The sequence below is a fragment of the Nocardia sp. NPDC051990 genome, from assembly GCF_040680755.1.
GTDB lineage: Bacteria > Actinomycetota > Actinomycetes > Mycobacteriales > Mycobacteriaceae > Nocardia.
On sequence record NZ_JBFAXH010000012.1, the window covers coordinates 1 to 24,027 of the forward strand.

At 64.0% G+C, this 24,027-nt stretch carries 23 protein-coding genes; 12 read left to right on the top strand and 11 right to left on the bottom strand.

Translation table 11 applies throughout. The features are described from left to right. Positions 1 to 371: 371 nt before the first annotated feature. Positions 372 to 833, bottom strand: coding sequence for an NUDIX domain-containing protein (locus tag AB0L63_RS21345; protein ID WP_364503473.1), 462 nt, complete (start codon positions 831 to 833; stop codon positions 372 to 374). A 296-nt stretch (positions 834 to 1,129) separates the two neighbouring features. On the opposite strand from AB0L63_RS21345, the gene AB0L63_RS21350 reads away from it, so the two are divergent. Both AB0L63_RS21350 and AB0L63_RS21355 read left to right on the top strand, forming a co-directional pair. Then, positions 1,130 to 1,912 carry a pirin family protein gene (locus AB0L63_RS21350; protein ID WP_364503476.1) on the top strand — a complete coding sequence of 261 codons (783 nt, stop codon included), beginning with the start codon at positions 1,130 to 1,132 and terminating at the stop codon, positions 1,910 to 1,912. An 85-nt stretch (positions 1,913 to 1,997) separates the two neighbouring features. After that, positions 1,998 to 2,459 carry a DUF4190 domain-containing protein gene (locus AB0L63_RS21355; protein ID WP_364503479.1) on the top strand — a complete coding sequence of 154 codons (462 nt, stop codon included), beginning with the start codon at positions 1,998 to 2,000 and terminating at the stop codon, positions 2,457 to 2,459. Here the strand turns inward: AB0L63_RS21355 and AB0L63_RS21360 are convergent. Further along, positions 2,437 to 2,988: a hypothetical protein gene (locus AB0L63_RS21360; protein ID WP_364503482.1), complete on the bottom strand. Its 552-nt coding sequence runs from the start codon at positions 2,986 to 2,988 to the stop codon at positions 2,437 to 2,439. The genes AB0L63_RS21355 and AB0L63_RS21360 overlap by 23 nt on opposite strands. 131 nt (positions 2,989 to 3,119) lie before the next feature. On the opposite strand from AB0L63_RS21360, the gene AB0L63_RS21365 reads away from it, so the two are divergent. The 3 genes from AB0L63_RS21365 (at position 3,120) to AB0L63_RS21375 (ending at position 6,458) form a co-directional block, all read left to right on the top strand. Continuing rightward, positions 3,120 to 3,971: a DUF5753 domain-containing protein gene (locus AB0L63_RS21365; RefSeq protein WP_364503485.1), complete on the top strand. Its 852-nt coding sequence runs from the start codon at positions 3,120 to 3,122 to the stop codon at positions 3,969 to 3,971. Between the two features lie 10 nt (positions 3,972 to 3,981). Beyond that, a complete protein-coding gene (locus AB0L63_RS21370; RefSeq protein WP_364503488.1) occupies positions 3,982 to 4,359 on the top strand; it encodes a DUF397 domain-containing protein in 378 nt (125 codons plus the stop codon). 80 nt (positions 4,360 to 4,439) lie between these two features. Further along, positions 4,440 to 6,458, top strand: a complete 2,019-nt coding sequence (locus AB0L63_RS21375) for a M13 family metallopeptidase (protein ID WP_364503491.1) — start codon at positions 4,440 to 4,442, stop codon at positions 6,456 to 6,458. 28 nt (positions 6,459 to 6,486) lie between these two features. Here AB0L63_RS21375 and ugpC read toward each other — a convergent pair whose 3' ends face one another. From ugpC to AB0L63_RS21415, 8 genes are all read right to left on the bottom strand, one after another. After that, a complete protein-coding gene (ugpC, locus tag AB0L63_RS21380; protein ID WP_364503494.1) occupies positions 6,487 to 7,566 on the bottom strand; it encodes a sn-glycerol-3-phosphate ABC transporter ATP-binding protein UgpC in 1,080 nt (359 codons plus the stop codon). Positions 7,567 to 7,593: 27 nt separating this feature from the next. Further along, positions 7,594 to 8,922, bottom strand: a complete 1,329-nt coding sequence (locus AB0L63_RS21385) for an ABC transporter substrate-binding protein (protein ID WP_364503497.1) — start codon at positions 8,920 to 8,922, stop codon at positions 7,594 to 7,596. Positions 8,923 to 8,979: 57 nt separating this feature from the next. Continuing rightward, positions 8,980 to 9,771 (bottom strand): carbohydrate ABC transporter permease, encoded by a 792-nt coding sequence (locus AB0L63_RS21390; RefSeq protein WP_364503911.1) that lies wholly within the window; start codon positions 9,769 to 9,771, stop codon positions 8,980 to 8,982. Positions 9,772 to 9,915: 144 nt separating this feature from the next. Continuing rightward, on the bottom strand, positions 9,916 to 10,845 hold the full coding sequence (locus AB0L63_RS21395; RefSeq protein ID WP_364503500.1) for a sugar ABC transporter permease: 930 nt from the start codon (positions 10,843 to 10,845) through the stop codon (positions 9,916 to 9,918). A 452-nt stretch (positions 10,846 to 11,297) separates the two neighbouring features. Then, positions 11,298 to 12,197 (bottom strand): L,D-transpeptidase, encoded by a 900-nt coding sequence (locus AB0L63_RS21400; protein ID WP_364503503.1) that lies wholly within the window; start codon positions 12,195 to 12,197, stop codon positions 11,298 to 11,300. Positions 12,198 to 12,583: 386 nt separating this feature from the next. Then, positions 12,584 to 13,072, bottom strand: coding sequence for a cytochrome P450 (locus AB0L63_RS21405; RefSeq protein ID WP_364503506.1), 489 nt, complete (start codon positions 13,070 to 13,072; stop codon positions 12,584 to 12,586). Between the two features lie 120 nt (positions 13,073 to 13,192). After that, positions 13,193 to 14,416 (bottom strand): serine hydrolase domain-containing protein, encoded by a 1,224-nt coding sequence (locus AB0L63_RS21410; RefSeq protein ID WP_364503914.1) that lies wholly within the window; start codon positions 14,414 to 14,416, stop codon positions 13,193 to 13,195. Between the two features lie 88 nt (positions 14,417 to 14,504). Further along, complete coding sequence (locus tag AB0L63_RS21415) at positions 14,505 to 15,059, bottom strand: DUF6764 family protein (protein WP_364503509.1); 555 nt, start codon at positions 15,057 to 15,059, stop codon at positions 14,505 to 14,507. A gap of 237 nt (positions 15,060 to 15,296) precedes the next feature. Here AB0L63_RS21415 and AB0L63_RS21420 point away from each other — a divergent pair, with 237 nt between their 5' ends. Both AB0L63_RS21420 and AB0L63_RS21425 read left to right on the top strand, forming a co-directional pair. Next, the gene (locus AB0L63_RS21420; protein ID WP_364503512.1) at positions 15,297 to 15,947 is read left to right on the top strand and encodes a hypothetical protein; all 651 of its coding nucleotides are present in this window, start codon (positions 15,297 to 15,299) and stop codon (positions 15,945 to 15,947) included. Positions 15,948 to 15,985: 38 nt separating this feature from the next. Then, complete coding sequence (locus tag AB0L63_RS21425) at positions 15,986 to 17,506, top strand: MFS transporter (RefSeq protein WP_364503515.1); 1,521 nt, start codon at positions 15,986 to 15,988, stop codon at positions 17,504 to 17,506. 43 nt (positions 17,507 to 17,549) lie between these two features. On the opposite strand, the gene AB0L63_RS21430 is transcribed toward AB0L63_RS21425, so the two are convergent. Continuing rightward, complete coding sequence (locus AB0L63_RS21430; RefSeq protein WP_364503917.1) at positions 17,550 to 18,224, bottom strand: S1 family peptidase; 675 nt, start codon at positions 18,222 to 18,224, stop codon at positions 17,550 to 17,552. 600 nt (positions 18,225 to 18,824) lie between these two features. On the opposite strand from AB0L63_RS21430, the gene AB0L63_RS21435 reads away from it, so the two are divergent. From AB0L63_RS21435 to AB0L63_RS21455, 5 genes are read left to right on the top strand one after another with little or no spacing between them, the layout of a single operon-like run. Beyond that, positions 18,825 to 19,643, top strand: a complete 819-nt coding sequence (locus AB0L63_RS21435) for an ABC transporter permease (protein ID WP_364503518.1) — start codon at positions 18,825 to 18,827, stop codon at positions 19,641 to 19,643. Between the two features lie 4 nt (positions 19,644 to 19,647). Next, positions 19,648 to 20,511, top strand: coding sequence for an ABC transporter permease (locus AB0L63_RS21440; protein ID WP_364503521.1), 864 nt, complete (start codon positions 19,648 to 19,650; stop codon positions 20,509 to 20,511). Between the two features lie 6 nt (positions 20,512 to 20,517). Then, positions 20,518 to 21,990 (top strand): MCE family protein, encoded by a 1,473-nt coding sequence (locus AB0L63_RS21445; protein WP_364503524.1) that lies wholly within the window; start codon positions 20,518 to 20,520, stop codon positions 21,988 to 21,990. Further along, a complete protein-coding gene (locus AB0L63_RS21450; protein WP_364503527.1) occupies positions 21,987 to 23,030 on the top strand; it encodes an MCE family protein in 1,044 nt (347 codons plus the stop codon). The genes AB0L63_RS21445 and AB0L63_RS21450 overlap by 4 nt, the downstream gene beginning before the upstream one ends. Continuing rightward, entirely contained in the window at positions 23,027 to 24,025 is a 999-nt protein-coding gene (locus tag AB0L63_RS21455) for an MCE family protein (protein WP_364503920.1), read from the top strand. The genes AB0L63_RS21450 and AB0L63_RS21455 overlap by 4 nt, the downstream gene beginning before the upstream one ends. The last annotated feature ends 2 nt before the right edge of the window (positions 24,026 to 24,027 follow it).

Sequence of the window (24,027 nt, forward strand, 5' to 3'; positions counted from 1 at the left end):
CGCATGCGCTTCGACGACTCGGACGCGAGACGGGCCGCGAACTCCTCGCTCGTAAGACTCGCTCCGTTGTGGTGGCTGATGGAGGGGCGTTCGGCGCTTGATGTGCACACGCCAGGCGGTCGAGTTCAGTGCCTGCGGCGTATGTGCTTCGACGATTCGGATGTGAGATGGCCCGCGAACTTCTCGCTTGTGGGGCTTGCTCGGTGGTGGTCGCGGATGGCAGGTCGTTCGGTGCTTGATGTGTACGTGTCGGGCGGTGGAGTTCGGTGCGTGTGGCGTGTGTGCTTCGAGGAGCTGGGTGTGGGTCGGCCGCGAAGTCGTCGCTTGTGGGGCTCGCTCTGTGGCGGTCGAGAATGGGGGCTTGTCACGGTTCAAACACAGTTGACCAGTGTGCTGATTGTCTCGCGCATATCCGGCGCCATCGGCAGATCTGCCAATGTCGCGGCATCTATCCAGGCGAAGGCGTCGTGTTCGCCTGGGGCCAGCGCGACCGCGCCTGGTTCCACCTCGACGATGAAGCTGTACTTGCGCACTCGGGGCTTGGTCCTGGTGGCGTAGTCGAAGTCGCCGAGGAATTCGGTGATGGCGCGGACGCGCAGCCCGGTCTCTTCGAACAGTTCCCGCACCACGCATTGGGCCAGGGTTTCCCCGGATTCGACTCCGCCACCGGGCAGTTCGTACATGCCGCCGTGGTAGTCGTCCGGTACGCGGCGCACCACCAGGAGTTTGCGATCGCGGAATACCGCGACACCGACGACGAAATCGCTGATGCCGTCGCGCTGTGCCGCATCGCGGAGTTGCCGCTCGATGTGTGCGAGCACCTCGGTTCGCATTCGTTCGTCGCCTCCGATTCCGTTGTGGCACATGATGTTATGAATCCGCCGTGCGCACGTTCAGACCCCTGTCGTTCGGTGATGGGCCGTGCCGACCGCAGGTTCGCCCAACCGGTCGGTACTGCTCGCTCGCCGTTCAACCGTCGGCCGCTGGTGACTGCTCGCAGGTCACTCGCAAAGATCGGCTCGCGTAAACTGCCGAGTGCAGGACAACTTACTAGGAAATCGGAGTACCACGTCATAAGTGCTCCTACCCTGAAAGCTGATCGGTGCACGGTCCTGAGAGGAGGGCCACGATGTCCACACTCACGACACCACACATCGATGTCCATCGCGGCGGCGATCGCATGAAAACGCGCGTGTCCTGGCTGGATTCGAAGCACTCGTTCTCCTTCGGGGAGCACTACGATCCGGACAACACCCATCACGGGCTGCTGCTCGTCAATAACGAGGATATTGTTTCCCCTGGTCAGGGCTTCGAAACCCATCCGCACCGGGATATGGAGATCGTGACCTGGGTGCTCGGCGGCTCCTTGGTGCACCAGGATTCGCTCGGGCACAGCGGCGTCATCTATCCCGGTCTGGCACAGCGGATGAGTGCGGGCACCGGAATCCTGCATTCGGAGAAGAACGACTCCTGGCGCCTGGACCGCGGCACCGAACACGATGAGCCGGTCCATTTCGTGCAGATGTGGGTTGTGCCGGACGAACCGGGTCTGGAGCCCGGATATCAGCAGTTGGAGATCGACGACGAATTGGCGCACGGCACCCTGGTGACCGTGGCCTCCGGCCTGCCGCGCTACCGCGATCGCACCGCGATCGCCATCGGTAGCAGCCATTCGGCGATGCATGTGGCGCGGCTGGTGGGTAGCGGGGAAACCGAACAGGCGATCGACCTACCGGACGCGCCGTATCTGCATCTGTTCGTCGCCAGGGGCGAGGTGGGGATGGAGGGCGTCGGTCCGCTGTACGCGGGTGACGCTGTGCGCCTGACCAGATCGGGTGGCCAGCGGGTGATCGCCAACGGGCCCGCGGAGATCCTGGTCTGGGAGATGCACGCTCGGCTCGGCTCGACGTAGCGTGTTCGGCACATTGACATCCCTGCTCAGGGAGTGCGATCAGAAGGCGACCGCAACACAAGCGCACCGGCTGAGAGGAAGCCTCATGACGCAATATCCACCACCGGGTCAGTACCCGCCGCCACCGGATCAGGGGCAGCCGAACTACTGGCAGGAATCCCCGAAGCGCAAGGGCATGGCGATCACCGCACTGGTGCTCGGCATTCTCGGATTCCTGACTTGCTGGACGCTGATCGGCGGTTATCTGTTCGGCTTCTTCGCGTTGATCTTCGGCATCATCGCGCTGGTCAAGATCCGTTCCGGGAGTGCGGGCGGTACCGGGATGGCGGCCACCGGGTTGATCCTGGGTGTGCTCTCGCTGGTCGCCGCGATCGTGCTCAGCATTGTCGGCTGGCATTTCTTCGTCGACTCCGGCGGTAAGGATTATCTGGACTGCGTGCAGAAGGCGGGCAACGATCAGACCAAGCTCAACGAGTGCCGGGACAAGTGGCAGCACAGTATCGAGCAGAGCTACAGCGTGACGGTCACTCCACACCCGACCCGTTGACAACACCCCTGATGCCCGTGACGACCGACCGGCGGCCGCTGCTCGCGCATGTGCGGGTGGCGGCGATGACATCGCCGAGTTCCGGGCGGTAGTCGCCATCCGGCGGTGCGATCCAGATCCGGTAGCCGCTCTGCTCATCGGTCGGTGAGGGCAGCACGATCCGGCTGCCCGGCAGCGCCACCGAGGCGCAGACCCGGAACAACTCCGGAAACAGCGTCATATCCAGGTATGAGTTATCGGTTGGGCCGGTCAGGAAGGACCACCGGTCCGAGCGCGGATGCGCGATGATCGGTCCGGTCTGCCCGGAGGTGGCCAGGAGGTGGGCGCGGACCCGCTTGCCGAGTGCGGCGGGCATGACGACCGCACCGACCGCGCCGATTTCCAACAGGATTCGTCCGAGTGCCGGATCAACGACCCCATACAGGCCGTTGTCCTTGCGGTAGCAGCGACAGCGCGCCAATGCGTCCTGGGCCGCCGCGAAATGCTGGGCTGCCAGGTAGCTACGCGATTGCATGCGCGACGTACTCATGACGAACCTCGCCTCGACTCTGAGTGGATCGACGTGAAAACCGAAGTTGCCGCTGGAATCGACAGTAAACCCGCACAAGTTCCATGACAATAGTCACACGCCGGGTAAATTCCGGCGTACCATCTCGGGCCATGGCACCCGTTTCGCCGACCGTCGCTCGCTGGGAGCTGGTGCTGCGCCTGCGCGAATTGCGCGAATTGCGCGGCTTCGATTCGGCCACCTTCGCCAAGCGGGTCGGATTCACCCCGGCCAACTGGTCGCATGTCGAGAAGGGGCGCCGGGTGCTCACCACGAACACCATCGGCCCGGTGCTCGAACTGCTCGAGGTGGATGCTGAGGAACGCACGGAATTGCTGACCCTGCTCGAGGCGAGTAAGCAGCGCGGCTGGTGGGCCAAATCGTCGGCACTGATCGGTCCGGAACTGCAGCGGCTGTATGGCATGGAGTACGGCGCGCAGAGCATTCGCAGCTATGACAGTTTGGTTTTCCCGGGTCTGCTGCAGTCCGAGGACTATGCACGGGCGCTCATCAGTGCCGATGTGATGATCCGGCCGGTTCAGGTCGAGCAACTGGTAGCCATCCGGATGCGGCGGCAGGAGCGGTTGCGCGGCAAGAAACCGGTAGAACTGACCGCGGTTATCGGCGAGGGCACGCTGCTGCAACAGACCGGTGGGCCGGAGGTACTGCGCGGGCAGTTGGAGTATCTGGCCAAGTCGATCGAGCAGCTCGACAATATCGAGGTGCGCGTCATCCCGTTCGCGGCGCGGGCGGGTGCGGTGCTCGGCGGGTCGAGCTTCCACCTGATCGACTTCGCCGGCGAACAGTTGCCGACCTTCGCGTGGGCCGAGAGCGCGGTCTTCGGCGGAGCGGTCGACGATCCGGAACAGGTGCGCGATTTGAGCTTCGCTTACGTTCGCGCACTGGAACAATCGTTGAATCGTGCAGCATCATTGGCCCTGATCAGCAGGTATGCACGAGTGTAAAATCCTGCCCATGGCCACCACCGCTACCCTCCGGTCGGTTTTCTCTGACTGGTTCACGTCGAGTCGATCGAACAACGGCAATCAATGCGTCGAGGTCCGGTTCGATGGTGACGTGGTGCTCATCCGTGACAGCAAATACCGCCGCAACCCGGCCAACCGCCCTGCTGAAGAGCCCGTCATCACCGTCACCGCGAGCCTTTGGACATCGTTCATCCACCTACTCAACAGCGGCCGATCGCACAACGAGCTGATCGCAGACACCTCCGCCGACGGCAGCGCCACCCTGCGCCACGGCGGTATCACCCTCTCCTACACCGCCGAGGAGTGGGATGCGTTCGCCGCCGGCGCGCGCGACGGCGAATTCGACCGCGTCATCGTGCCCGTCTGACGGCGCCGCCCCGGCCGTTCGTGCGGCCGGGGCCTACTCGGCGACGGCGGCCCGCGCCCCATCTCTGCATACTGGAGATCGTGACCTCCGATCTGAGCAGTCCCTCCGGTATCGATCTCTCGCACCTCGACCACGCCGTACGCGTGCAGGACGATCTGTTCGTCCATGTCAACGGCGGGTGGCTGGATACCTATGAGATACCGGCGGATCGTGCGGTCGACGGCGCCTTCCGGACGCTGTACGACCAGGCGGAGCTGGATGTGCAGACGATCATCCGGCAGGCCGCGGACTCGGCGGCGGAGCACGGCAGTGACGCGCGCAAGATCGGCGATCTGTACTCGAGCTTCATGGACACCGACACGGTGGCTGCGCTGGGGCTGGCGCCCATCGCGGGGGAACTCACCGAGCTCCACGAGGTCGCCGATCGCAGTGCCTTCGCCGCGCTATTGGGTCGCCTGCAACGCACCGGTGTCGGCGGCGCGCTCAGCTTCTACGTCGATACCGACGATAAGAATTCCAACCGGTATCTGGTGCACGCCACCCAGTCCGGGATCGGACTGCCCGACGAGTCCTACTACCGGCAGGACGAATTCGCCGCGATCCGGGCCGAATACATCCAGCACATCGGTCGGATGTTCACATTGGCCGCCGCCGAACCGCAGATCGCGGCCCTGCTGCCCGCCGACCTGGCGACGGTCGGACAGCGGATCTTCGAATTGGAGCGCAAGCTCGCGGCCGGACACTGGGATGTGGTGCGGCGCCGCGATGCCGAGTTGAGCTACAACCTCACCACCTTCGACGCGCTGGTCGCCGAGCATCCGGAATTCGACTGGCACGCCTGGACTGCCGCGCTCGCCGAGGGGATCTCGCCGTCGGGTCCCGATCTATTCGCCGAACTGGTTGTGCGCCAGCCGGATTACGTGCGCACCTTCGCCCAGACCTGGGCAGCCGAACCGCTCGCCGACTGGCGGGCATGGGCGATGTGGCGGCTGCTGCGTTCGCGGGCGGCCTATCTCACCGATCCGATCGTCGAGGAGAATTTCGACTTCTACGGCCGCACCCTGACCGGCGCGCAGGAGAACCGGGAACGCTGGAAGCGCGGTGTTTCGCTGGTGCAGGATCTGCTCGGTGAGGCGGTCGGCAAACTGTATGTCGCCGAACACTTTCCGCCGGAGGCCAAGGCGCGGATGGTCGAGCTGGTAGCCAACCTACAGGAGGCCTATCGCCGCAATATCGCTGAGCTGGACTGGATGGGGCCGGATACCAGGGCGGCCGCGCTGGCCAAATTGGAGAAGTTCACCCCCAAGATCGGCTACCCGGACAAGTGGCGCGACTACTCCTTGATCGTCATCGTCCCGTCCGACCTGGTCGGCAACTATCGACGCGGCTATGCCGCCGAACACGATCGTGATCTGAACAAGCTCGGCGGTCCGGTCGATCGTGCCGAATGGTTCATGACACCGCAGACGGTGAATGCTTACTACAACCCTGGCATGAACGAAATCGTCTTCCCCGCGGCCATTCTGCAACCGCCGTTCTTCGATATGCACGCCGACGACGCCGCCAACTACGGCGGTATCGGTGCGGTGATCGGCCACGAGATCGGCCACGGTTTCGACGATCAGGGCGCCAAGTACGACGGCGACGGCAATATGGTCGACTGGTGGACCGATGCCGATCGCGCCGAATTCGGTAAGCGCACAAAGGCTTTGATCGACCAGTACAACGTGCTCTCGCCGAAGGCACTATCCGACGACCACACCGTCAACGGCGAATTCACCATCGGCGAGAACATCGGCGACCTCGGCGGGTTGTCCATTGCCCTGGCCGCCTACCGGATTTCGCTCGAAGGTAAGCAGGCGCCGGTCATCGACGGTCTCACCGGTCTGCAACGCGTCTTCTACGGCTGGGCACAGGTATGGCGGACCAAGGCCCGTACCGAGGAGGCCATTCGCCGGCTGGCCACCGACCCGCATTCGCCGCCCGAGTTCCGTTGCAATGCGGTGGTTCGCAATATCGACAGCTTCCACGAGGCCTTCGACGTACAGCCGAACGACGAGCTGTATCTGGAGCCCGCGCAGCGCGTCAAGATCTGGTGATCACGCGGCGGGTGCGAGGACGCCGGGCTCAGCGCAGGCGTTCCTCGGTTTCGCCGTCGAAGAAGTAGATCTCGTCGAGTTTCGGGCGCAGGTGCAGGCGATCGCCGAGGGCCACTTGAAAGCGTCGGTCCACCCGGGCCAGTACTTTGCCGGAGCGGCTGCTCCATTCCTCGGTGACGCCGTGGCTGTAGATGAAGGATTCGGCGCCGAGTTCCTCGAGCAGTTCGGCGGCCACGGCGAGGCTGTTCGCGGTCTCGGTGGTGGTTTCCCAGGATTCCGGACGGATACCGACAATGACTCGCTCGCCAGTTGCGGTGCGGGGCAAGGGGATGCGCAGCTCGCCAAGGACCGCGGCGCCGTCGCGAACCGGGGCGTCGAGCAGATTCATGCCGGGTGAGCCGATGAAGCCCGCGACGAAGGTATTGACCGGGTCGTCGTAGAGGTCACGGGGTTTGGCGATCTGCTGGAGTTTCCCTTCGCGCAGCACCGCGACCCGATCGCCCATGGTCATGGCCTCGACCTGGTCGTGGGTGACATAGACGGTGGTGGTGCCGAGCCGTTTCTGCAGGGCCGCGATCTGGGAGCGGGTGCTGACCCGCAGTTTCGCATCCAGATTGGACAGCGGTTCGTCCATGCAGAAGACCTGGGGTCGGCGCACGATGGCTCGACCCATGGCGACGCGCTGGCGTTGGCCGCCGGAGAGTTTCGCCGGTTTGCGGTCGAGCAGCTGCTCGAGTTCGAGCATTTTCGCCGCCTCCCGCACCCGAACCGCGGTATCCGCCTTGTTCATTCCGGCATTGCGCAGTGCGAAGCCCATATTCTGCGCGACGGTCATATTCGGATAGAGCGCATAGCTCTGGAATACCATCGCCACATCGCGGGCGCGCGGCGGCAGTCCGGTGACGTCCTTACCACCGATCAGGATGCGCCCGGCCGCAACGGATTCCAGTCCGGCCAGCATCCGCAGACTGGTCGATTTGCCGCAACCCGATGGGCCGACGAGGACGATGAATTCCCCGTCGGCGATATCGAGTTCCAAGTTGTCGACGGCGGGCGCCGGCGCACCGGGATACAGATGCGTCACCCCGTCGAAGTGCACTGTTGCCACGGCGTCGATCTCCCTCTTGGTTGGTGCTTACTTGGGCAGCTTCGGCGTGATCTGCCGGTCGATAATGGCCTGCAGCTGACTGGCCACATTGGCGAAAGCCGTTGCCGGATCGGCATTCTGCAGACCGATCTGCTCCAGTCCGGTGCCGATGATCTGGTCAGCGCCCGGTACGAACACCCGCGCGTAATCCTGCGATTTGGTCACCGCGAGCTGCTCGATGGCGACCTTCGAATTCGGATTCTTCGCCAGGAAGTCGACCTCGCTCGGATCGGTCACCGCGGACTTGCGCACCGGCATGTATCCGGTGCCCTGCGAGAAGTAGGCGGTATTGGCGGCATTGGTGATGAACTCGATGAACTTCAGCGCGTTCACCTTCCGCTGATCCGAGATCCGGGACGGAATCGCCAGTCCGGCACCGCCGGTGGTGACGCCGGGGCCGTTGGGATGCGGCAGGAATGCGGTGCCGAATTCCAGTTTGCCCTCGGCATTCTTCTGGATGCCCTTCAGATCGCCGGTGGAGGCGATGGTGGAGGCGATGACACCGGTGCCGAAGTCGACGGCGATCTGCGGTTTGATGCCGGCGTACTTCTTGGTGTGGATCATATCGCGCAGGAATTGACCCGCCGCAATGGTTTTGGGGTCGGTGAACTTCAGCGTCCACTGATCGGAGTAGGCGCCACCGAAGGTCCAGTTCGGACCCTGGAAGGTCCAGGCCAGATAGTTCTTGGCGTCACCCCAGCCGTGGGCGAGCTTGCCGTCGCCGATCACGGACTGGATCTTCGGGCCCCACTCGTCGAACTCCTGCCAGCTCTGCGGGCCGCGGTCGGGCAGTCCGGCCTTCGCCCAGATGTCTTTGTTGTAGTAGAACAGCGGCGTCGAGCGCGAGTACGGCAGCGCATAGTGCTTACCGTTGAAGACATAGTCGGCGGCCAGCGAATCGACATAGTCGCCGAGCTCGACCCCGGCGTCGGCGAAGTGCGAGTCGAGCGGTTCGATGGTGCCGTTGAGCGCGTAATTGAACCACCAGACATCCGACAGCACAACGACATCGGGCAGCTCACCGCCGGATAGCGCCGCATTGAACTTCTGCGACACCTCCTCGTAGTTCTTACCCGCGTCGACCAGATTGACCTTCAGATCCGGATGCTTGGCCTGGAATCGGTTGATCAGCTCGGTCTCGAGTTCCTTCGAGGTGCCAGGGTGATTCGACCAAAAGGTAATGGTGTTGGCGTCACCGGCCTGCTTATCGCCACCGCCGCTGCCCGCACATGCGGTCAGTGCGGTACCCGCCGCAAGTGCACCGGCCAGGCCGATGAATCCGCGCCGCGACAGTGCCGGGAATTGTGAAGTGGACACTGGTTTCTCCTTATAACTCAGCATCGCGTAGCGATTCCGTGAGGGTGGTGGTCGGGCTCAACCCTTGACCGCACCCGAGGTGAGGCCCTTGATCATGTGGCGCTGTAGCAGCAGGAAGACGATGAGGATCGGCAGCATGGTCAGCAGCGTCCCCGCCATCACCGGTCCCCAATTGGTGACGCTCGGATTCTCGGTGTTCTGCAGCAGGGTCAGGCCGACCGGCAGCGTGGCGACCCTGGTGTCGTCGGCCATCAGGAACGGCCAGAGGTATTCGTTCCACTCGTTGACCAGCGTGACCACCGCGAAGGCCACCATCGTCGGTCCGGACATCGGCAGCACCACCCGGGTGAGCAGGCGCCACCAGTTGGCACCGTCCATCCGGGCCGCCTCGATCACCTCCGAGGGCAGCGAGAGGAAGTGATTGCGCATCAGGAAGGTGCCGAAGGCGACCCCGCAGAGCGGAATGATGATGCCCTGGAAGGTATTTCGCCAGCCCAACTGGGCGATCAGCGCGTAGTTGGAGATCACCGTGATCTGATTGGGCACCATCAGCGCCGCGATGATCACCAGGAAGACCAGGGTCTTGCCCGGAAAGCGCAGGAACACCAGACCGTATGCGCTGAACACCCCGAGCACGAATTTCACCAGCGCGATGATCCCGGTGATGATCAGCGAATTGCGCAGGAAGGTCCAGAACGGCAGCGTGGTGGTGGCGTCCTGGTAGTTCGCCGGATGCCAACTGTGCGGCCAGTACACCGCGGGCTGGGTGTAGATATCCGGACGTGCCTTGAACGAGGTGATGAAGATCCAGAACAGCGGAACACCGACGATGATCAGCACGCACACCATCGCGGCATATCCGAGCACGGTCACCGCCCGCTGTCTGCGGCGATACGAAACAGTCTCCACGCTGTTTCGCTGGCGGCCCGCGGGGGTCGCTACGTAGTTACCCATGCTGTCTCCTCCGCGTCGGTCGCTGCGGCCGAGCGTGTTTCACTGCTCGCCCCGATCCATAACGCGCACCTGGACCAGCGTGACGACCAGCAGCACGAGGAACATTATGGTGGCGACCGTCGCGCCGTAGCCGGCCCGGAAGTTGCGGAAGGACTCCTGGTAGACCTGGTAGACCATGGTCGTGGTGCCGGTGCCGAGCGGCCCGCCGCGGGTCATCACATTGATGATGTCGAAGACCTGCAGCGAGTTCAGCAGCACCGTGATCGACAGGAAGAATGTGGTCGGACGCAGTTGCGGCAAAAGCACTTTGGTGAAGGTGGTCCAGCGGCTCGCGCCGTCCATCTCGGCCGCCTCCATGAGATCGGCGCGGGTGCCCTGCAGCGCGGCCAGGTAAATCACGAAGGTGTAGCCGAGGTTCTTCCAGATATAGGTGACCGTCACCATGAACAGCGCCCAGCGCGGGTCCTGGTAGAAGTCCGGGACCTGGTCGACGCCGATGCGGTGCAGCACATCCTGGATCAACCCGAAGCTGGGATCGAAGATGAACTGGAAGGCGACGCCGATGGCCGCGCCGGAGATCACGAACGGCGCGAAGATTGCCGAACGAACCACATTGCGGCCGAATAGCTTACGGTCCAGCAGCAGGGCCAGCGCCAGACCGAGCACCATGCTGCCGACCACGGCGGCCACGGTGAAAACCACGGTATTGGTGACGATCTGCCAGGAGTCGTCGCGACCCCACCACTCCCGGTAGTTCGCGAACCCGATGTAGGTCACGAAGTTGTCGGAGATATTGAAGTCGGTGAACGAGAGCCGGATATTGTCGGCCAGCGGGCGGTAGACGAACAGTGTCAGCAGCACCAGATTCGGCCCGAGCAAGACCAGGAACAGCGCATAGTCTTGCCACGGCCGATTGCGCAGTCCGCGTCCGCGTGATTGGGGCAGCACTCGTTCCGGCCGGGTTCGCACGGTCGAAACTCTACGGCGCGTAGCAAACAATCGGTTAACGGCGAACGCTGATACGCTGAACTTCTCGCGTGCTCTCCGGACCTTTTGCCGGTCGTCGGGTGCGAGGCCACCTTCGTCGCGGGCCGACAGTCGCGCGGGTGGCTGGATGTCGGGCGTACTCGAGGAGTTACCCATGTGCTCGTCCGCCTCCCCGGGCCGTTTGCCGGTCGTGGGGTGTGGTGCGACCTTGCCGGCGGGCCGACGGTCGTGCGGGTGTTCGGATTTTGGGCGTACCCGGCGAGTTACCCATGTTCTCCCGAAATCAGTTGTAGCGTTCCGCTACTCGGGAGGTTAACTGCCAATTGGTCTGTCGTCCGGAAAATCCCGAACACCATCTGCTGAACAAAAAGAACTCAGCCCAGGCCCTTTGAGGCTTGGGCTGAGTTCAGCTCGGGGAGCATCCGACCAGACGGTCAGTCGTTCCAGTCGCCGAGGCCGTCGCGGGCGTTCAAGGTGCCGCCGGTGGTGTTCTGGACGATGACCGGGTCACCCTTCTTGGCGTTCTCGAAGAACCACTTGGCGTCCTCGGTACTGACGTTCAGGCAGCCGTGGCTGGAATTCGAAACACCTTGCTGCGCAACCGACCACGGGGCCGCGTGTACGAAGATGCCGCTGTTGGAGATCCGGGTGGCGTACTCGACGTCGACCTTGTAGCCCTCGGGATCGGTGATCGGCACGCCGTAGGTGGACGAATCCATGGTCATCTTGCGCAGCTGCTCGCCGACGAAGTATGTGCCGTTCGGGGTCTCGTGCTTGGTCTTACCCATCGAGGTAGGCATGGTCATGATCTCCTCGCCGTTGCGAGTGATCGTGATGGTGTGTGTGTCATCGTCGGCGGTGGCGATGAAGGCGTCACCGATCCGGTATGCGGTGCGGGTGCCACCCGCCTCGACCGTCACATCGGTATCGGCCGGCCAGAACTCGTTCGGCCGCCAGCGCACCTGCTTGTCGTTGAACCAGTAGAAGTGGCCCGGCGCCGGATTCGAGGAGGTGATCTTGATGGCCCGCTCGGCGGTGGCGTGGTCGGTCACCGGTTCCTTGAAGTTGATGATGATCGGCTGCGCGACGCCGACGGTTTCGCCGTCACCCGGGCTGATGCTCGGCGGGGCGAAGTTCGCCTGCACACCCGGATCGGTGGCAGGCGAGGCGGAGGAGCCGGTATCCGGAAATACCGGATCGGCCTGAGCCGGCGCGACGGCGGTGATGCCGACCGCGGCGATCGCCGCCGACAGCAGGACGCCCTGCCGGAGTCGGCGGGCTAGCGCTCCGCGACGAGGAGCAGTCGACGTCCCGGTGTGCAAAGCGGCATGCATAGGTTTCTCGTCCAATCCATCTCTCGCCTACGCCGGTGACGCGGCGAGATCTCTCTTCAGTGTGGAGCTCGCACGGTGGTTCCACGAAGACCCTTCGTGGATTCCGCGCGAACGCCCACGGAAAAACAGCGCGGGGAACTCGACGCACCCCACGGGTTATTGATGACGCACCCGACCCCTGGCGTCCTTCCTACCTGCCGAGGCCATCCGAAGCCAGTGGTGTTTCAGATTGATTCGCGTAGTCCGTAAAATGTGTCGAGCGCCACATGTGCCATCGGAGTCACCGCCTTTTGCGAATCTGCCGGTCAGGCGGCGAGTTTCGCTAGCCTCGGACCGGCGCCAAAGTGGCAGACCGCGCTACGCGCTAAACCGCTTCGTGAGGTAAATCACGCAATGACATCGAATGAGATCGACCTATGCGGACCCGTCGCGATGTTATGCGGCACCGACGGCGGTACCCGCCCACGCGCATACCGCGGCGACAATCGCAGCCGCAGTCGAGCGAGAATGGTGGCGAGGACGATGCGCGGTTCGTAATCGGCCAGCGACGCCCCGACGCACCGCCGATGCCCGCCGCCGAATGGTGCGAATTCGAACGGCTGGATGCGCGGACGAGTTCGCCGTAGGCGCGGATCCGTGCACTGTGGAATGCGGGTGCTTGCAATGCCCGATCGCGCCGGTGGCGTTCGCCCGCGGCCAGGATGAGCGATGCGGAGCCGACCAGCGGTTCGATCGGATTCGGCCGCGGCGGTTCGAGCAATTCGATCGGCGCGCGGAAGAGTTCGCGGGCACCGTCGGCCGTGCCGGTGAACAGCACCGCGCCGAAACTGGGAAAACGCACGGAGAACGGATCGCCCTCGCGTCGGAGTCGCCACCGGAAGTACCGCTCGAACTCGATGCCCGCCGCCACCGCGTGCGCCACCACCATCCTCGGTGCGCGCGGCGGCGCCGATTCGTCGAGTGCGACCGCCTGCTCGATAGCTGTAGCTACGAATTCACGGTGGTCCCGGTTCGACCGACCTCTTCGGGCGCAACCGGCGCACCGTATTGCTGGCGAGGGCGGCCAAGCGCGCGAGCCGGGCATCCCCGAGCGCGGTCACCGCATTGCCGAGCCGGTTGGTGACAAAGGCGATCGACATGCCGAGTTCGGGATCCGCATAGGCGCCCGAACCACCGAGTCCATAGTGGCCGAAGGCATTTCGCGGCTGCTGCTTGGACATCACCACCGGTCGGTGATAGCCGAGGGTGAATTTCAGCGGCACCCCGAGCACATAGTCGCGGCTGTCGGCTCGCTGCGTCTCATTGATGATCGTGATCGTCTCCGGCCGCAGGAACTGCACTGCGTCGATGCCGTCGCCACCGCGTTCGGTGGGCAGCGCCTCGACTCGGCCGTTATTCGCAAGGGCCCCATACATTCTGGCCAGCGCGCGCGCCGAGAAGACGCCGTTCCAGCCCGGCATCACCGCATCGTGTACCCGCGGATCGCGGACGAGTTCGTCGAAGCTCTCCGGCATACCCGCCTCCGCGAGTCCGCGCACCGGGCCCACCCAGGAAAGCACCGATGACGCGGTATTCCAACGGATGCCTGGTGGATTCAGATGCGGAAAGATCTTGGCGATCCGATAGCGCTCGGATTCCGGTACCCGGAACCAGAATTCGTCATAGCCGAGTGGCTCCGCGATCTCGCGCCGCACCACATCGGTGAACGCAGCACCGGTGACGCGCTGCACAATCTCGGCAACCAGCCAGCCGAAGGTGATCGCGTGATAGCCCGATGTGCGGATCCGCCGCGGGTCGGCCGGACTCGCGGCCAGCGCCGTCACCACGGCGTCGTAGTCGAGGATGCCCTCCCGGCCGGGGACCAGGCCGCGCACCCGATGCAGTCCGGCACGGTGCGAGAGCACGTCGCGCACCGTTATCTCGGCCTTGTCGTGTGCGCCGAATTCCGGCCAGTATGTGGCGACCGGGACGTCGTATTCGATCAGCCCGCGCTCGGCCAGTCGGTGCAGCACGGTCGCGGCGACGCCCTTGCCGGTGGAGAAGGTGAGCGCCACATTGTCGCCGTTCCAGCGCCGATCCTTGGCCGCCCAGCCCGCCCAGATATCTACGACGGGGCGACCGTCGAGATAGATCGACAGGGCGCCGCCGCCGCGCGTCGGCTGGGTGAACATGTGGAAGAAATGGTCCGCGAGGCGGACGAACCTCGGATCGACGACCATCTCCCGTGGCGCCGCTGGCCACCGGTCCGATGTGGGGAAGGCAGAAACCACGCGTCATACCTCCTGCTGGCTGGCTGGGGGCGGATTCTCAGCCTAACTCGGATCGTGGTGTTTGCCAGCGTCCGAAAGGCGTGGTCAGACATGTCGCACCGGTTGCGGAATGCCACGCCAAGGCCGCCGTGCCAAGGCATACCACCGTGTTGTCGGCGGTCGTGACCTGTGCGCGCGAGCCGTCCAAGGCGATCGATACCGCGAACAGTGGGGTGCGTGGGCTCGGTTGGTCGGTCTCGGAATCCGTTGTCGGAGCCGCGATCGAGGTCAGCGCGATGGCATCGGTGCCGTAGCCGAGCGCGATCGGAATTCCGCCGACCCCGTCGCTGGCGCCGACGCCGCCCGCCGCACCGATGCCGAGTGCGGCGGCGCCGAGGCTCGCATGGGCGTAGCCGACGCCGTCATAGCCGACCGCCCATGCCCGGCCGTGGGTTTCGGCCGCGGCCCGGCATGCGGTGCTTCCGTCGATTACAGTGACATCCGTCCCGCCGTCGGAGACGCAATGCACATCGGTTGCCGAGGCCACCGCGGGAAGGAGCAGCGCGGCACCGAATGCGGCGGTGGTGCAGGTGATCGCGCTGATCAGCTTCACGGACGACTCCTCTCACACTGGAATTCCCACCATACCCAGATCGGTTGCTGGAAAGCCGATTCCGCTGGTGGGCCGCAGTGCGGCGGTGCTCGAACCACCACTTCGGCAGGCACTGTCGACTCGACGCACGTGCGCTCGGTGGTGTATGCATGGCGTGGTATTTCACGCATTGCTAGATCACTTCGGATTCCGACCCGGGGGTATGAGTTCGGAGCGTTACAGCCGGGAGGACTGTAAGTGTCTCGTCACCTGATCTCGGGTCGCCTCGCAACGGCGGTCGTCGCGGCGGTCGCGGTGGTCGCCGCGCTCTCGCTAGCGGGCTGCGGCAACAAAATCAGCGGCACCGCCCAGCCCGCGATAGGTGACGGGACCATCGACGCGGTCTCGTCCACCGATACGCCGAAAACCTCAGGGGCCCGGCCCACCTCGGGTCGCCCGACCTCGGGTAAGCCGACGGCCACGACCTCGGCGACCAAGGGCGGCAATACCGACTTCCAGGCCAATGTCGGTGACTGCGTGACGCTCGGCGGCACGACGGATAACGCCACCATCGCCAAGGCTTCCTGCGGCAGCCGGGCCTCGAACTACAAGATCATCGGCAAGGCGGCGACCAGTTCGCAGTGCGTCGCCGACCGCGACTCCGCCTACTTCGAAACCCTGAACGGCGCGCAACAGGGCGCGATCTGCCTGGACATCGACTGGGTCGTCGGTGGCTGCATGGATATCGGCGGCGAGGATCCCAAGCGCATCGACTGCACCGAACGCGTCAGCCAGGGCGTGAAGGTGACCAATATCCAGCAGAACGCCGACGACGCCAGCGTCTGCGGCAGCAGCAGCGGCTTCGAATACCCGACCCGGCACTTCGTGGTCTGCGTCCAGAATCTCTGACCGCCACGAAACCTGCCGATAGCGGTTACGTTGGGTCCGTGAGCGCTGAGTTACCTCGGCTGGGTTCGGTCACCGGCCGCTGGATCCTGCTGGCCACCATCCTCGGTTCGTCGGTGGCTTCGTTGGATGCCACCGTCGTCAATATCGCGTTGCCGCGCATCGGCGAATCCCTCGACACCGATGTCGCGGGCCTGCAGTGGACGCTCAACGGCTACATGCTCACCCTGGCTTCGTTCATCCTGCTCGGCGGTTCGCTCGGCGATCGTCTCGGCCGCCGCAAGGTGTTCGTCTGGGGCATTATCGGTTTCGCGCTGACCTCGGCGCTCTGCGGTGTCGCGGTGAATATCGAGATGCTCGTCGCCGCGCGGATTCTGCAGGGTGTTGCGGGCGCGATGCTCACCCCTGGCAGCCTGGCCCTGATCTCCTCGTCCATCGATCAACGCGATCAAGGTGCGGCGATCGGCCTGTGGTCCGGTTTCGGCGGTGTCGCCGGTGCGCTCGGGCCGTTCCTCGGCGGCTGGCTGATCGAGTTGGCCGGTTGGCAGTCCATCTTTTTCATCAATGTGCCGCTCGCGGTGATCGTCGTGCTCGTCACGCTGCGATATGTGCCGGAGAGTCACGACCCGAATGCTGTGTCGAAAGCGGCGTCCGCGGGGCCCTCCGTGGTTACGCAAGCTGCCGCCTCCGTGCCCGTCGCTCCCGCCGCGGCGCGACTGGATGTTCGGGGTGCAGTGGTGGTCGCGGTGGCTCTCGGCGCGCTGACCCTCGGTCTGATCGATGCGATGCCACTGCTGGTGGTCGTCGGTCTACTGCTGCTCACGGTCTTCGTGGTGATCGAAATGCGCAGCGATCATCCGCTGGTGCCGCCCTCGCTGTTCGGATCCCGCGTCTTCACCGCCGCGAATCTGGTCACCTTCGCGGTCTACGCCGCGCTCGGCGGCGTGTTCTTCCTCCTGGTGATGCAGCTGCAACTGGTGGCGAAGTACACCCCGCTGATGTCGGGGGTGGCCACGGTTCCGGTTACCTTGATCATGTTGGTGCTTTCGGCGCCCGCGGGTCGGTGGGCCCAGGCGCACGGTGCGCGCATTCCGATGACGGTCGGTCCGCTCCTCGCCGCACTCGGCCTGATATTGCTGCTGCGCATCGGACCCGATACCACCTATCTGACCGATGTTCTGCCTGGCGTGCTGGTCTTCGGTCTCGGCCTGTCGATATTGGTCGCACCGCTCACCGGCGCGGTACTCGGCGCAGTGCCCGCCAGTGCGGCCGGTATCGCCTCCGGTGTGAACAATGCCGTCGCCCGTACCGCCCAGTTGCTGGCCGTCGCCGCGCTGCCCGGACTCGCCGGAATCTCCGGATCGCTCAGCGACCCAGTGGAATTCGACCGCGGTTTCGGTGTCGCGATGTGGATCTGCGTCGGCCTACTGGTGACCGGCGCACTGATCGCGGCCGTACTGCTGCGCGCGCCGCGCCGTGCCGCGACACTGGACAATGTCGACTGCATGCCGCAGTGCGGGGTGGCGGGTCCGGCGCTGTCCCCGCTCCACAAAAAGGAATGAGCGGGTCATTCGACCCGCTCATTCGGTATTCGACTGATCCTGGCTAGATCGGGTGGAAGCCCGCCCCGACGTCACCACGGGCATTGATATCGCCCATGATCGAGCTCATATTGGTGCCGACCTCGGGTCCGAAGCAGGCGAGGGCGAGATAGGCGTTCACCATGCCGACCAGCGTGGTGCCGACGACGACCGGTGCTCCGGAATCGCCCTCCACCACACACATCTGCGACCAGGTCTCCATATTGGTGCCGAAGATATCGCCGTAGGCGAGGCCGCAGGTGTTGCCGGTGGTGCGGCCTTCCTTGCAGACGATCATCGGGAACCGGGCCGGGCCACCGATCCCGGTGATGGTGACATTGCCGATCCGGTTCACCGGGACGATCTTGCCCGGATCGAACTGGATGATGGCGTAGTCCAGGTCGTGGTTGGAGTAGACGAACCGGCCGATCGCGCCTGCGTCGCGGTCGGCTTCGGCGTACACCTGAGCGCCCGGGTCGCCGCAGTGTCCCGCGGTCAGGCCGACCAACCGGCCCGCACTGTCGTAGCCGACGGTCGTGACAGTGCATTCGAACTGATTATCGATAATGATTCCCGACCCACCGCCGATGACGGGGGGTCCCGGCGCGGCGTCCGCGGTCCCGGCCCCCGTCGCGACCAGCGCCGCACCCAGAGCTACGGCGAAGGCGGCGTTGGCCACCTTGGCGAGTTTGCTGAACATGTCCCTCCAGACGTCGGAAGTCCGCACGATATCAATGTGTCGCACCCATCGTCTCAGTATTCGGCTCCGGGCGCGTCCTGTATCCCGTGACAGTCGCTTATGGCTCGCTCGAAAGGGTCGGCCCTCCGATGGCGGACGTGTCGGCGAAGACCGCACTTTTCGACATTTCAGATTCAGCGTCTCATTTTATCGCGATAGCAAAAGTCTATTACTGTAATCGTCGAAAAGTGCGCGATTGCGTCTCGGTTGTATGTTGATCGGTGTTGTAGAAGCCATTCGAATCGCGCCGAGAGTTTGCATGAATATTTTCCGCGCAAATAGCGGAACGAGTCATATCCGATGCTGATCGGAGCCGGTAGAACTGTGACTCGTTCTAGAAGTATCACCGTTAACTTTGGGACCTGTTCCAAGCATCGGGCCACTGCTCATAGCGTTTTCCCGCAGCGACTCCAATCTGTGACTGCAATCACACGATGATCGTGTGTTCTGCACTACTCCGTAGTAGGGTGCCACAAGCAAACAAGTCGTCGGGGTTTGGTTACCGGCGTCGAGAGGGGTTAGCCAGTGCAGTCGACCAAGAGTCCACCAGCGCGGTCACGGATGCGTGCTGCGGTCGATTGGACGAAGGCCTACTGGGAAGACCATCCGAAGCGCTCATTGGAGACCTTCGGCAGACAGATCACGATGGGATTCGCGGCGGTCGCGGAGTTGTTCATCGCGATATTTCGACGCCGCTTTCCCTACCGTGAGTTCATCCGTCAGTGCGCGTTCATGTCCAGTGTCGCCGCGGCACCGACGCTGCTGGTCGCCATTCCGATCGGCGTGATCGTTTCGATCCAGGTCGGGGCGGTCGCCACCCAGGTCGGTGCGACCTCGTTCATCGGTGCGGCGAACGGTCTCGGCATCATTCAGCAGGGTGCGCCGCTGGTCACCTCGCTGATGATCGCGGGCGCGGTCGGTTCGGCGATCACCGCTGATCTCGGTTCGCGCACCATCCGCGAAGAGATCGATGCGATGCGGGTGATGGGCGTGGATCCGCTGCGTCGTCTGGTCGCGCCTCGGCTCGGTGCGGCCATGCTGGTCAGCGTATTGCTCTGTGGCTTCGTCGTATTCGTCGGATTTTTGACTGGCTACATTTTCAATATTTTCGCGCAGAACGGCACCCCGGGTTCCTATGTCGGCACCTTCTCCTCGTTCGCCACCACCATCGATCTGCTTGTCGCACTGGTGAAATCGTTGATCTTCGGGTTGCTCGCCGCAATCATCGCCTGTGATACCGGGCTCAATACCCGGGGCGGTCCGGGCGGAGTCGCCAACTCGGTGAACTCCGCGGTGGTCAGTTCCGCCATTATGTTGTTCGGCGTGAACTTGATCATCACCCAGATCTACAACGTTCTCCTCCCCCCACAGGTGGTCTGAGCCGGTGTCATCGACCTACATACCGCCGCTGCTGCGGCCACTTCGGCACATGAAGAAGTCCGCGCAGGCCCCGGTGGATATGGTTGCGCGCCTGGGGCACCAGGTGTTCTTCTTCCTGCGGTCGGTGGGCTCGATCCCGTTGGCGCTGCGGCACTATCCGAAGGAAGTCTGGCGGCTGCTATCGGATGTCACCTGGGGCAACGGCAGTCTGGTGGTGGGTGGTGGCACCATCGGCGTCATTCTCATCCTCAGTGCGTTCGGCGGGATGACGGTCGGCATCCAGGGCTATACCTCGCTGAATCTGCTCGGCCTGAGCCCGATCACCGGCGCCATCTCGGCATTCGCCACCACCAGGGAGCTGGGCCCGCTGCTCGCGGCACTCGCCTTCGCCGCCCAGGCCGGTTGCCGATTCACCGCCCAGCTCGGTGCGATGCGGATCTCCGAGGAGATCGACGCGCTCGAGTCCATCGCGATCCGGCCGCTGCCCTATCTGGTGAGCACCAGGATGTTCGCGGCGATGATCGCCATCATCCCGCTCTATTGCCTCGGTTTGGCCATGGCCTACATTTCGTGCTCGCTCACGGTGCAGTTGATCGGCAACACGCCCAGCGGTACCTACACGCACTACTTCTACCAGTTCCTGATACCAGGGGATGTGCTCTACTCGCTGCTCAAGGCGATGGTGTTCGTCGCGATCACCACGTTCATCCAGTGCTACTACGGGTTCTTCGCCTCGGGCGGTCCGGAGGGTGTGGGTGTCGCGGCCGGTCGGGCCATCAAGATGTGCATCATTGTCGTGGTTTTCGCGGACCTGTTCATGACATTGGCGATCTGGGGCGTCAATCCCGGCATCCGGATCTCGGGGTAGGACGAGATGATCATCGATCCCAGTGGGCGTGGCCCCACCATGCGACAACTGTTGGTCGCCGGCGTATCCGGACTGGTCGTCTTCGCGCTGATCCTCGGCTTCCTGATGGCAAGATACCGAGGCTATTTCATACCCAAGGTGCATGTGGTCGCCAATCTCTCCACCACCGGTGACGGGTTGCCGAGCGAGGCCGATGTGAAGTTCCGCGGCGTGCTGGTCGGCGTGGTCAAGGACGTCGAGATCGCCGACAAGGGCGAATTGCAGAAGGTGCAGATCGACCTGAAGCCGGAGTTCGCCGGCGATATCCCGTCGAATGTGACCGCCCGAGTGGTGCCGAGCAACCTGTTCGCCGTCACCTCGGTGGAATTGGTTTTCAACGGTCCCGCGGACAAGTACCTGCACGAGGGCTCGATCATCGAGCAGGACCAGAGCAGGGGCACCATCGCGCTGCAGGACACCCTCACCAACGTGCGGAATATCCTCAGCAAGATCGACCCGGTGCAGTTCGGCCGGGTGCTCGGCACGCTGTCCCAGGCGCTGGACGGCAGCGGCCGGATGCCGGGCTCCACCATCGAGCGGCTGGACAGGTGGCTTACCTCGGTGGACGAGTCCATCCCGAATCTCGGTGTGCTGCTCGATGATTTCGCGGCCTCGGCCCGCGCGCTCAACCAGTCCGCGCCCGAATTGCTCGATGTGCTCGGCAGTGCGGTGAAGACCGCGCAGACCATCGCCGATCACCGGTCCGCACTGGTCGCCCTGATCAGTGGTACGGCGGGCACGGTGGATACGGTCAACGCGCTGTTCGCTCGCAACGGCGATATCGGCAAGCAGGTGACCGCGGGCACCAGCGATATGTTCGGCGCGATCGCCGCAGATGCGAATTCGATCCCGGACACCATTGCCACACTGAACAATTCGCTGCGCAAACTCGGTCAGACCTTCCACTGGGGTCCGCAGCGGCAGATGGTCTGGAACGCGGGTATCACGCTCACCCCATACCGGCCCTACGAACAGGCGGACTGCCCGCGCTACGGCGATCTGGCCGGCCCGAGCTGCGCCACCGCACCGGCGGTCTCCGATCCCGGTTATCTGCCGGACTCGATGAAGCCGCGTTCGCTGGAAACCGCGCAGGGTCTTGCGAAACTGCCGCTGCCCGCGGGCTTCCCGGAGATTCCGGGTCTGATCTCGCCGGGTGATCTGCTCGCGCCGCCCTCCGCCGAGCCGAAGCCGGCCGGCCCGTTCGCGGGTACGCCGCTGGAGGGGTTGTTCCCGAATCCGGCGCCGAATGCGCCGCCCTCCGCCGACCAGCCCGCGCCCGCCCAACCGGCGAGTGCGCCCGTAACCGCCGGTCCGATTTCCTACGAAGGAGATGCCGCGATCGTGGCGCTGCTCGGACGTCGGCCGACGGCGGCCGAATATCTGCTGCTCGGTTCGGCAATGCGCGGGGGCACCCTGCAGGTCCGGGGTGCCGCCGAATGAGCATTCGTAAGCCACTGATCGGCTTCGGCCTCTTCGCGATCGTCTCGATCCTGGTCACCGTCGTCGTCTGGAATACGCTGGCACGGATCGTGGCGGGTGATACCAACTCCTACACCGCGACCTTCAGCGATGTGCTCGGCCTGCGCGAGGGCGATGACGTCCGGATGGCAGGTGTGCGGGTCGGCAAGGTCGAAAAGATCGAACTCACCCGCGATGCCAAGACCAAGAAGTCCGTCGCCAATGTGACGTTCATCGTGCAGCGCAACCAGACGGTGTACGACGACACCAAGGCGCTGGTGCGCTACCAGAACCTGATCGGTCAGCGCTATATCGCCCTGGCCCCGGGCAAGGCGGCGAGCCCGGCGGCGTTGAAGAACAAGGCCACCATTCCGCTGGAGCGGACCGAACCGTCTTTCGATGTGTCCGCGCTGCTCAACGGATTCCAGCCGCTGTTCCAGGTCTTACAGCCCGAACAGGTGAACCGGCTCTCGGAGACCTTCATTCAGGCATTGCAGGGTGACGGTGTTTCGTTGAGCTCGTTCATCACCCAGGCCGCGACCCTGGCCACGGATTTCCAGCGCCGAGACGCGATTCTCAGCGATGTGATCACCAACCTCAGCGGCGTCATGTCCGGGTTGGCCAAGCGAGGTGATGAATTGGAGACCCTGGTTACTCAGACCCGGGCATTGATCGGCGGCCTGTACGACCAGGGTAAGTCGCTGCAAGCGTCCACGGTGCAGATCGCGGATGCGACCAGCGGGCTGGTGGACATGCTGGCCAAGATCCAGCCGAAGCTGGCCGGCGCACAGGATTCGACCAGCGCCGCGCTGACGGTGCTGATCGCCAACGGCGCCAAGCTGGACCAAGCCGCGATCGACCTGCCAGCGGTGCTGGCCGACCTCGGCAAGTCCACCCAGGACGGCGCCTACGTCAATGCCTACGTCTGCAAGCTGGATATCTCGCTGTACGGCATCCTGCTCCCCCGCGGCCTGCTCCCCATGATCGGCGGTAACGGACAGTCGGCGGTGTGCCGCCCATGATGACCAAGATCAAGGACAGGTTCGACAGCAATCGCTACTTCTGGCTGGGTGTCATCGGCGGTGTCCTCGTCATCGCGCTGCTGATCGGGTCCAGTGCCTACAAGCTGATCGGCGTCGGTGAGCAGACGGTCAAGGCCGAATTCGCGCAGACCGCCGGGGTCAAGGTCGGGGACAAGGTCAATGTCGCCGGTGTCCCGAGTGGCCATGTGGCCGGTGCGACGCTGGAGAACGGGCACATCCTGCTCACCCTCAGCGTGAACAACGATGTGCAGCTCGGACCAGATGCCAGGGCATCGATCAAGATGGCGACGCTGCTCGGTGCGCGCTACGTCGATCTCGATCCGGGTAACGGATCCGGGCTGCGGGGCGGCCGAATCCCGTTGTCCAACACCTCGGTTCCGTACAACCTGGCCGATGTGGTCGAGTACGGCACCCCGAAGTTCGAGGCACTCGACACCAAGCAGCTGGCGACCTCGCTCGATCTGATCAATAAGCAGATGGGCGATTCGCCCGCGCTGACGGTGCAGGCGCTCGACAGCGTCGGCGCGCTGGCGAAGATCATCGATTCGCGCAAGGAAGAGGTCGACAGCCTGCTCGAGGATCTCGACCGGGTCACCAGGATCCTCGGCGACAACCGCAATAGCGTGCTCTTGGTGATCACCCAGGGCGAGGCCATCGCCAACCGGGTGATGGAGCGCCAGGTTCTGCTGCGGCAGCTGCTCGACAATGTGTCGACACTGAGCCGCCAGCTGCAGCAGATCGGCGCGGCCAACCACAACCAGTTCGGCCCGACCATCAAGCAGTTGAACACCATAGCCGAAGGCCTGCAGAAGAATAAGGACAACCTCGATCGGATGCTGCAGATCATGCCGGTGTCGGTGCGCACCTTCAATAATACGTTCGGCAATGGTCCCTACGGTGAGGTCGGCCTGCCGTGGGTCTTCCCGGACAACTGGTTGTGCTTCGCCCATCTGATCGAGGGGTGCCGGGGATGAAA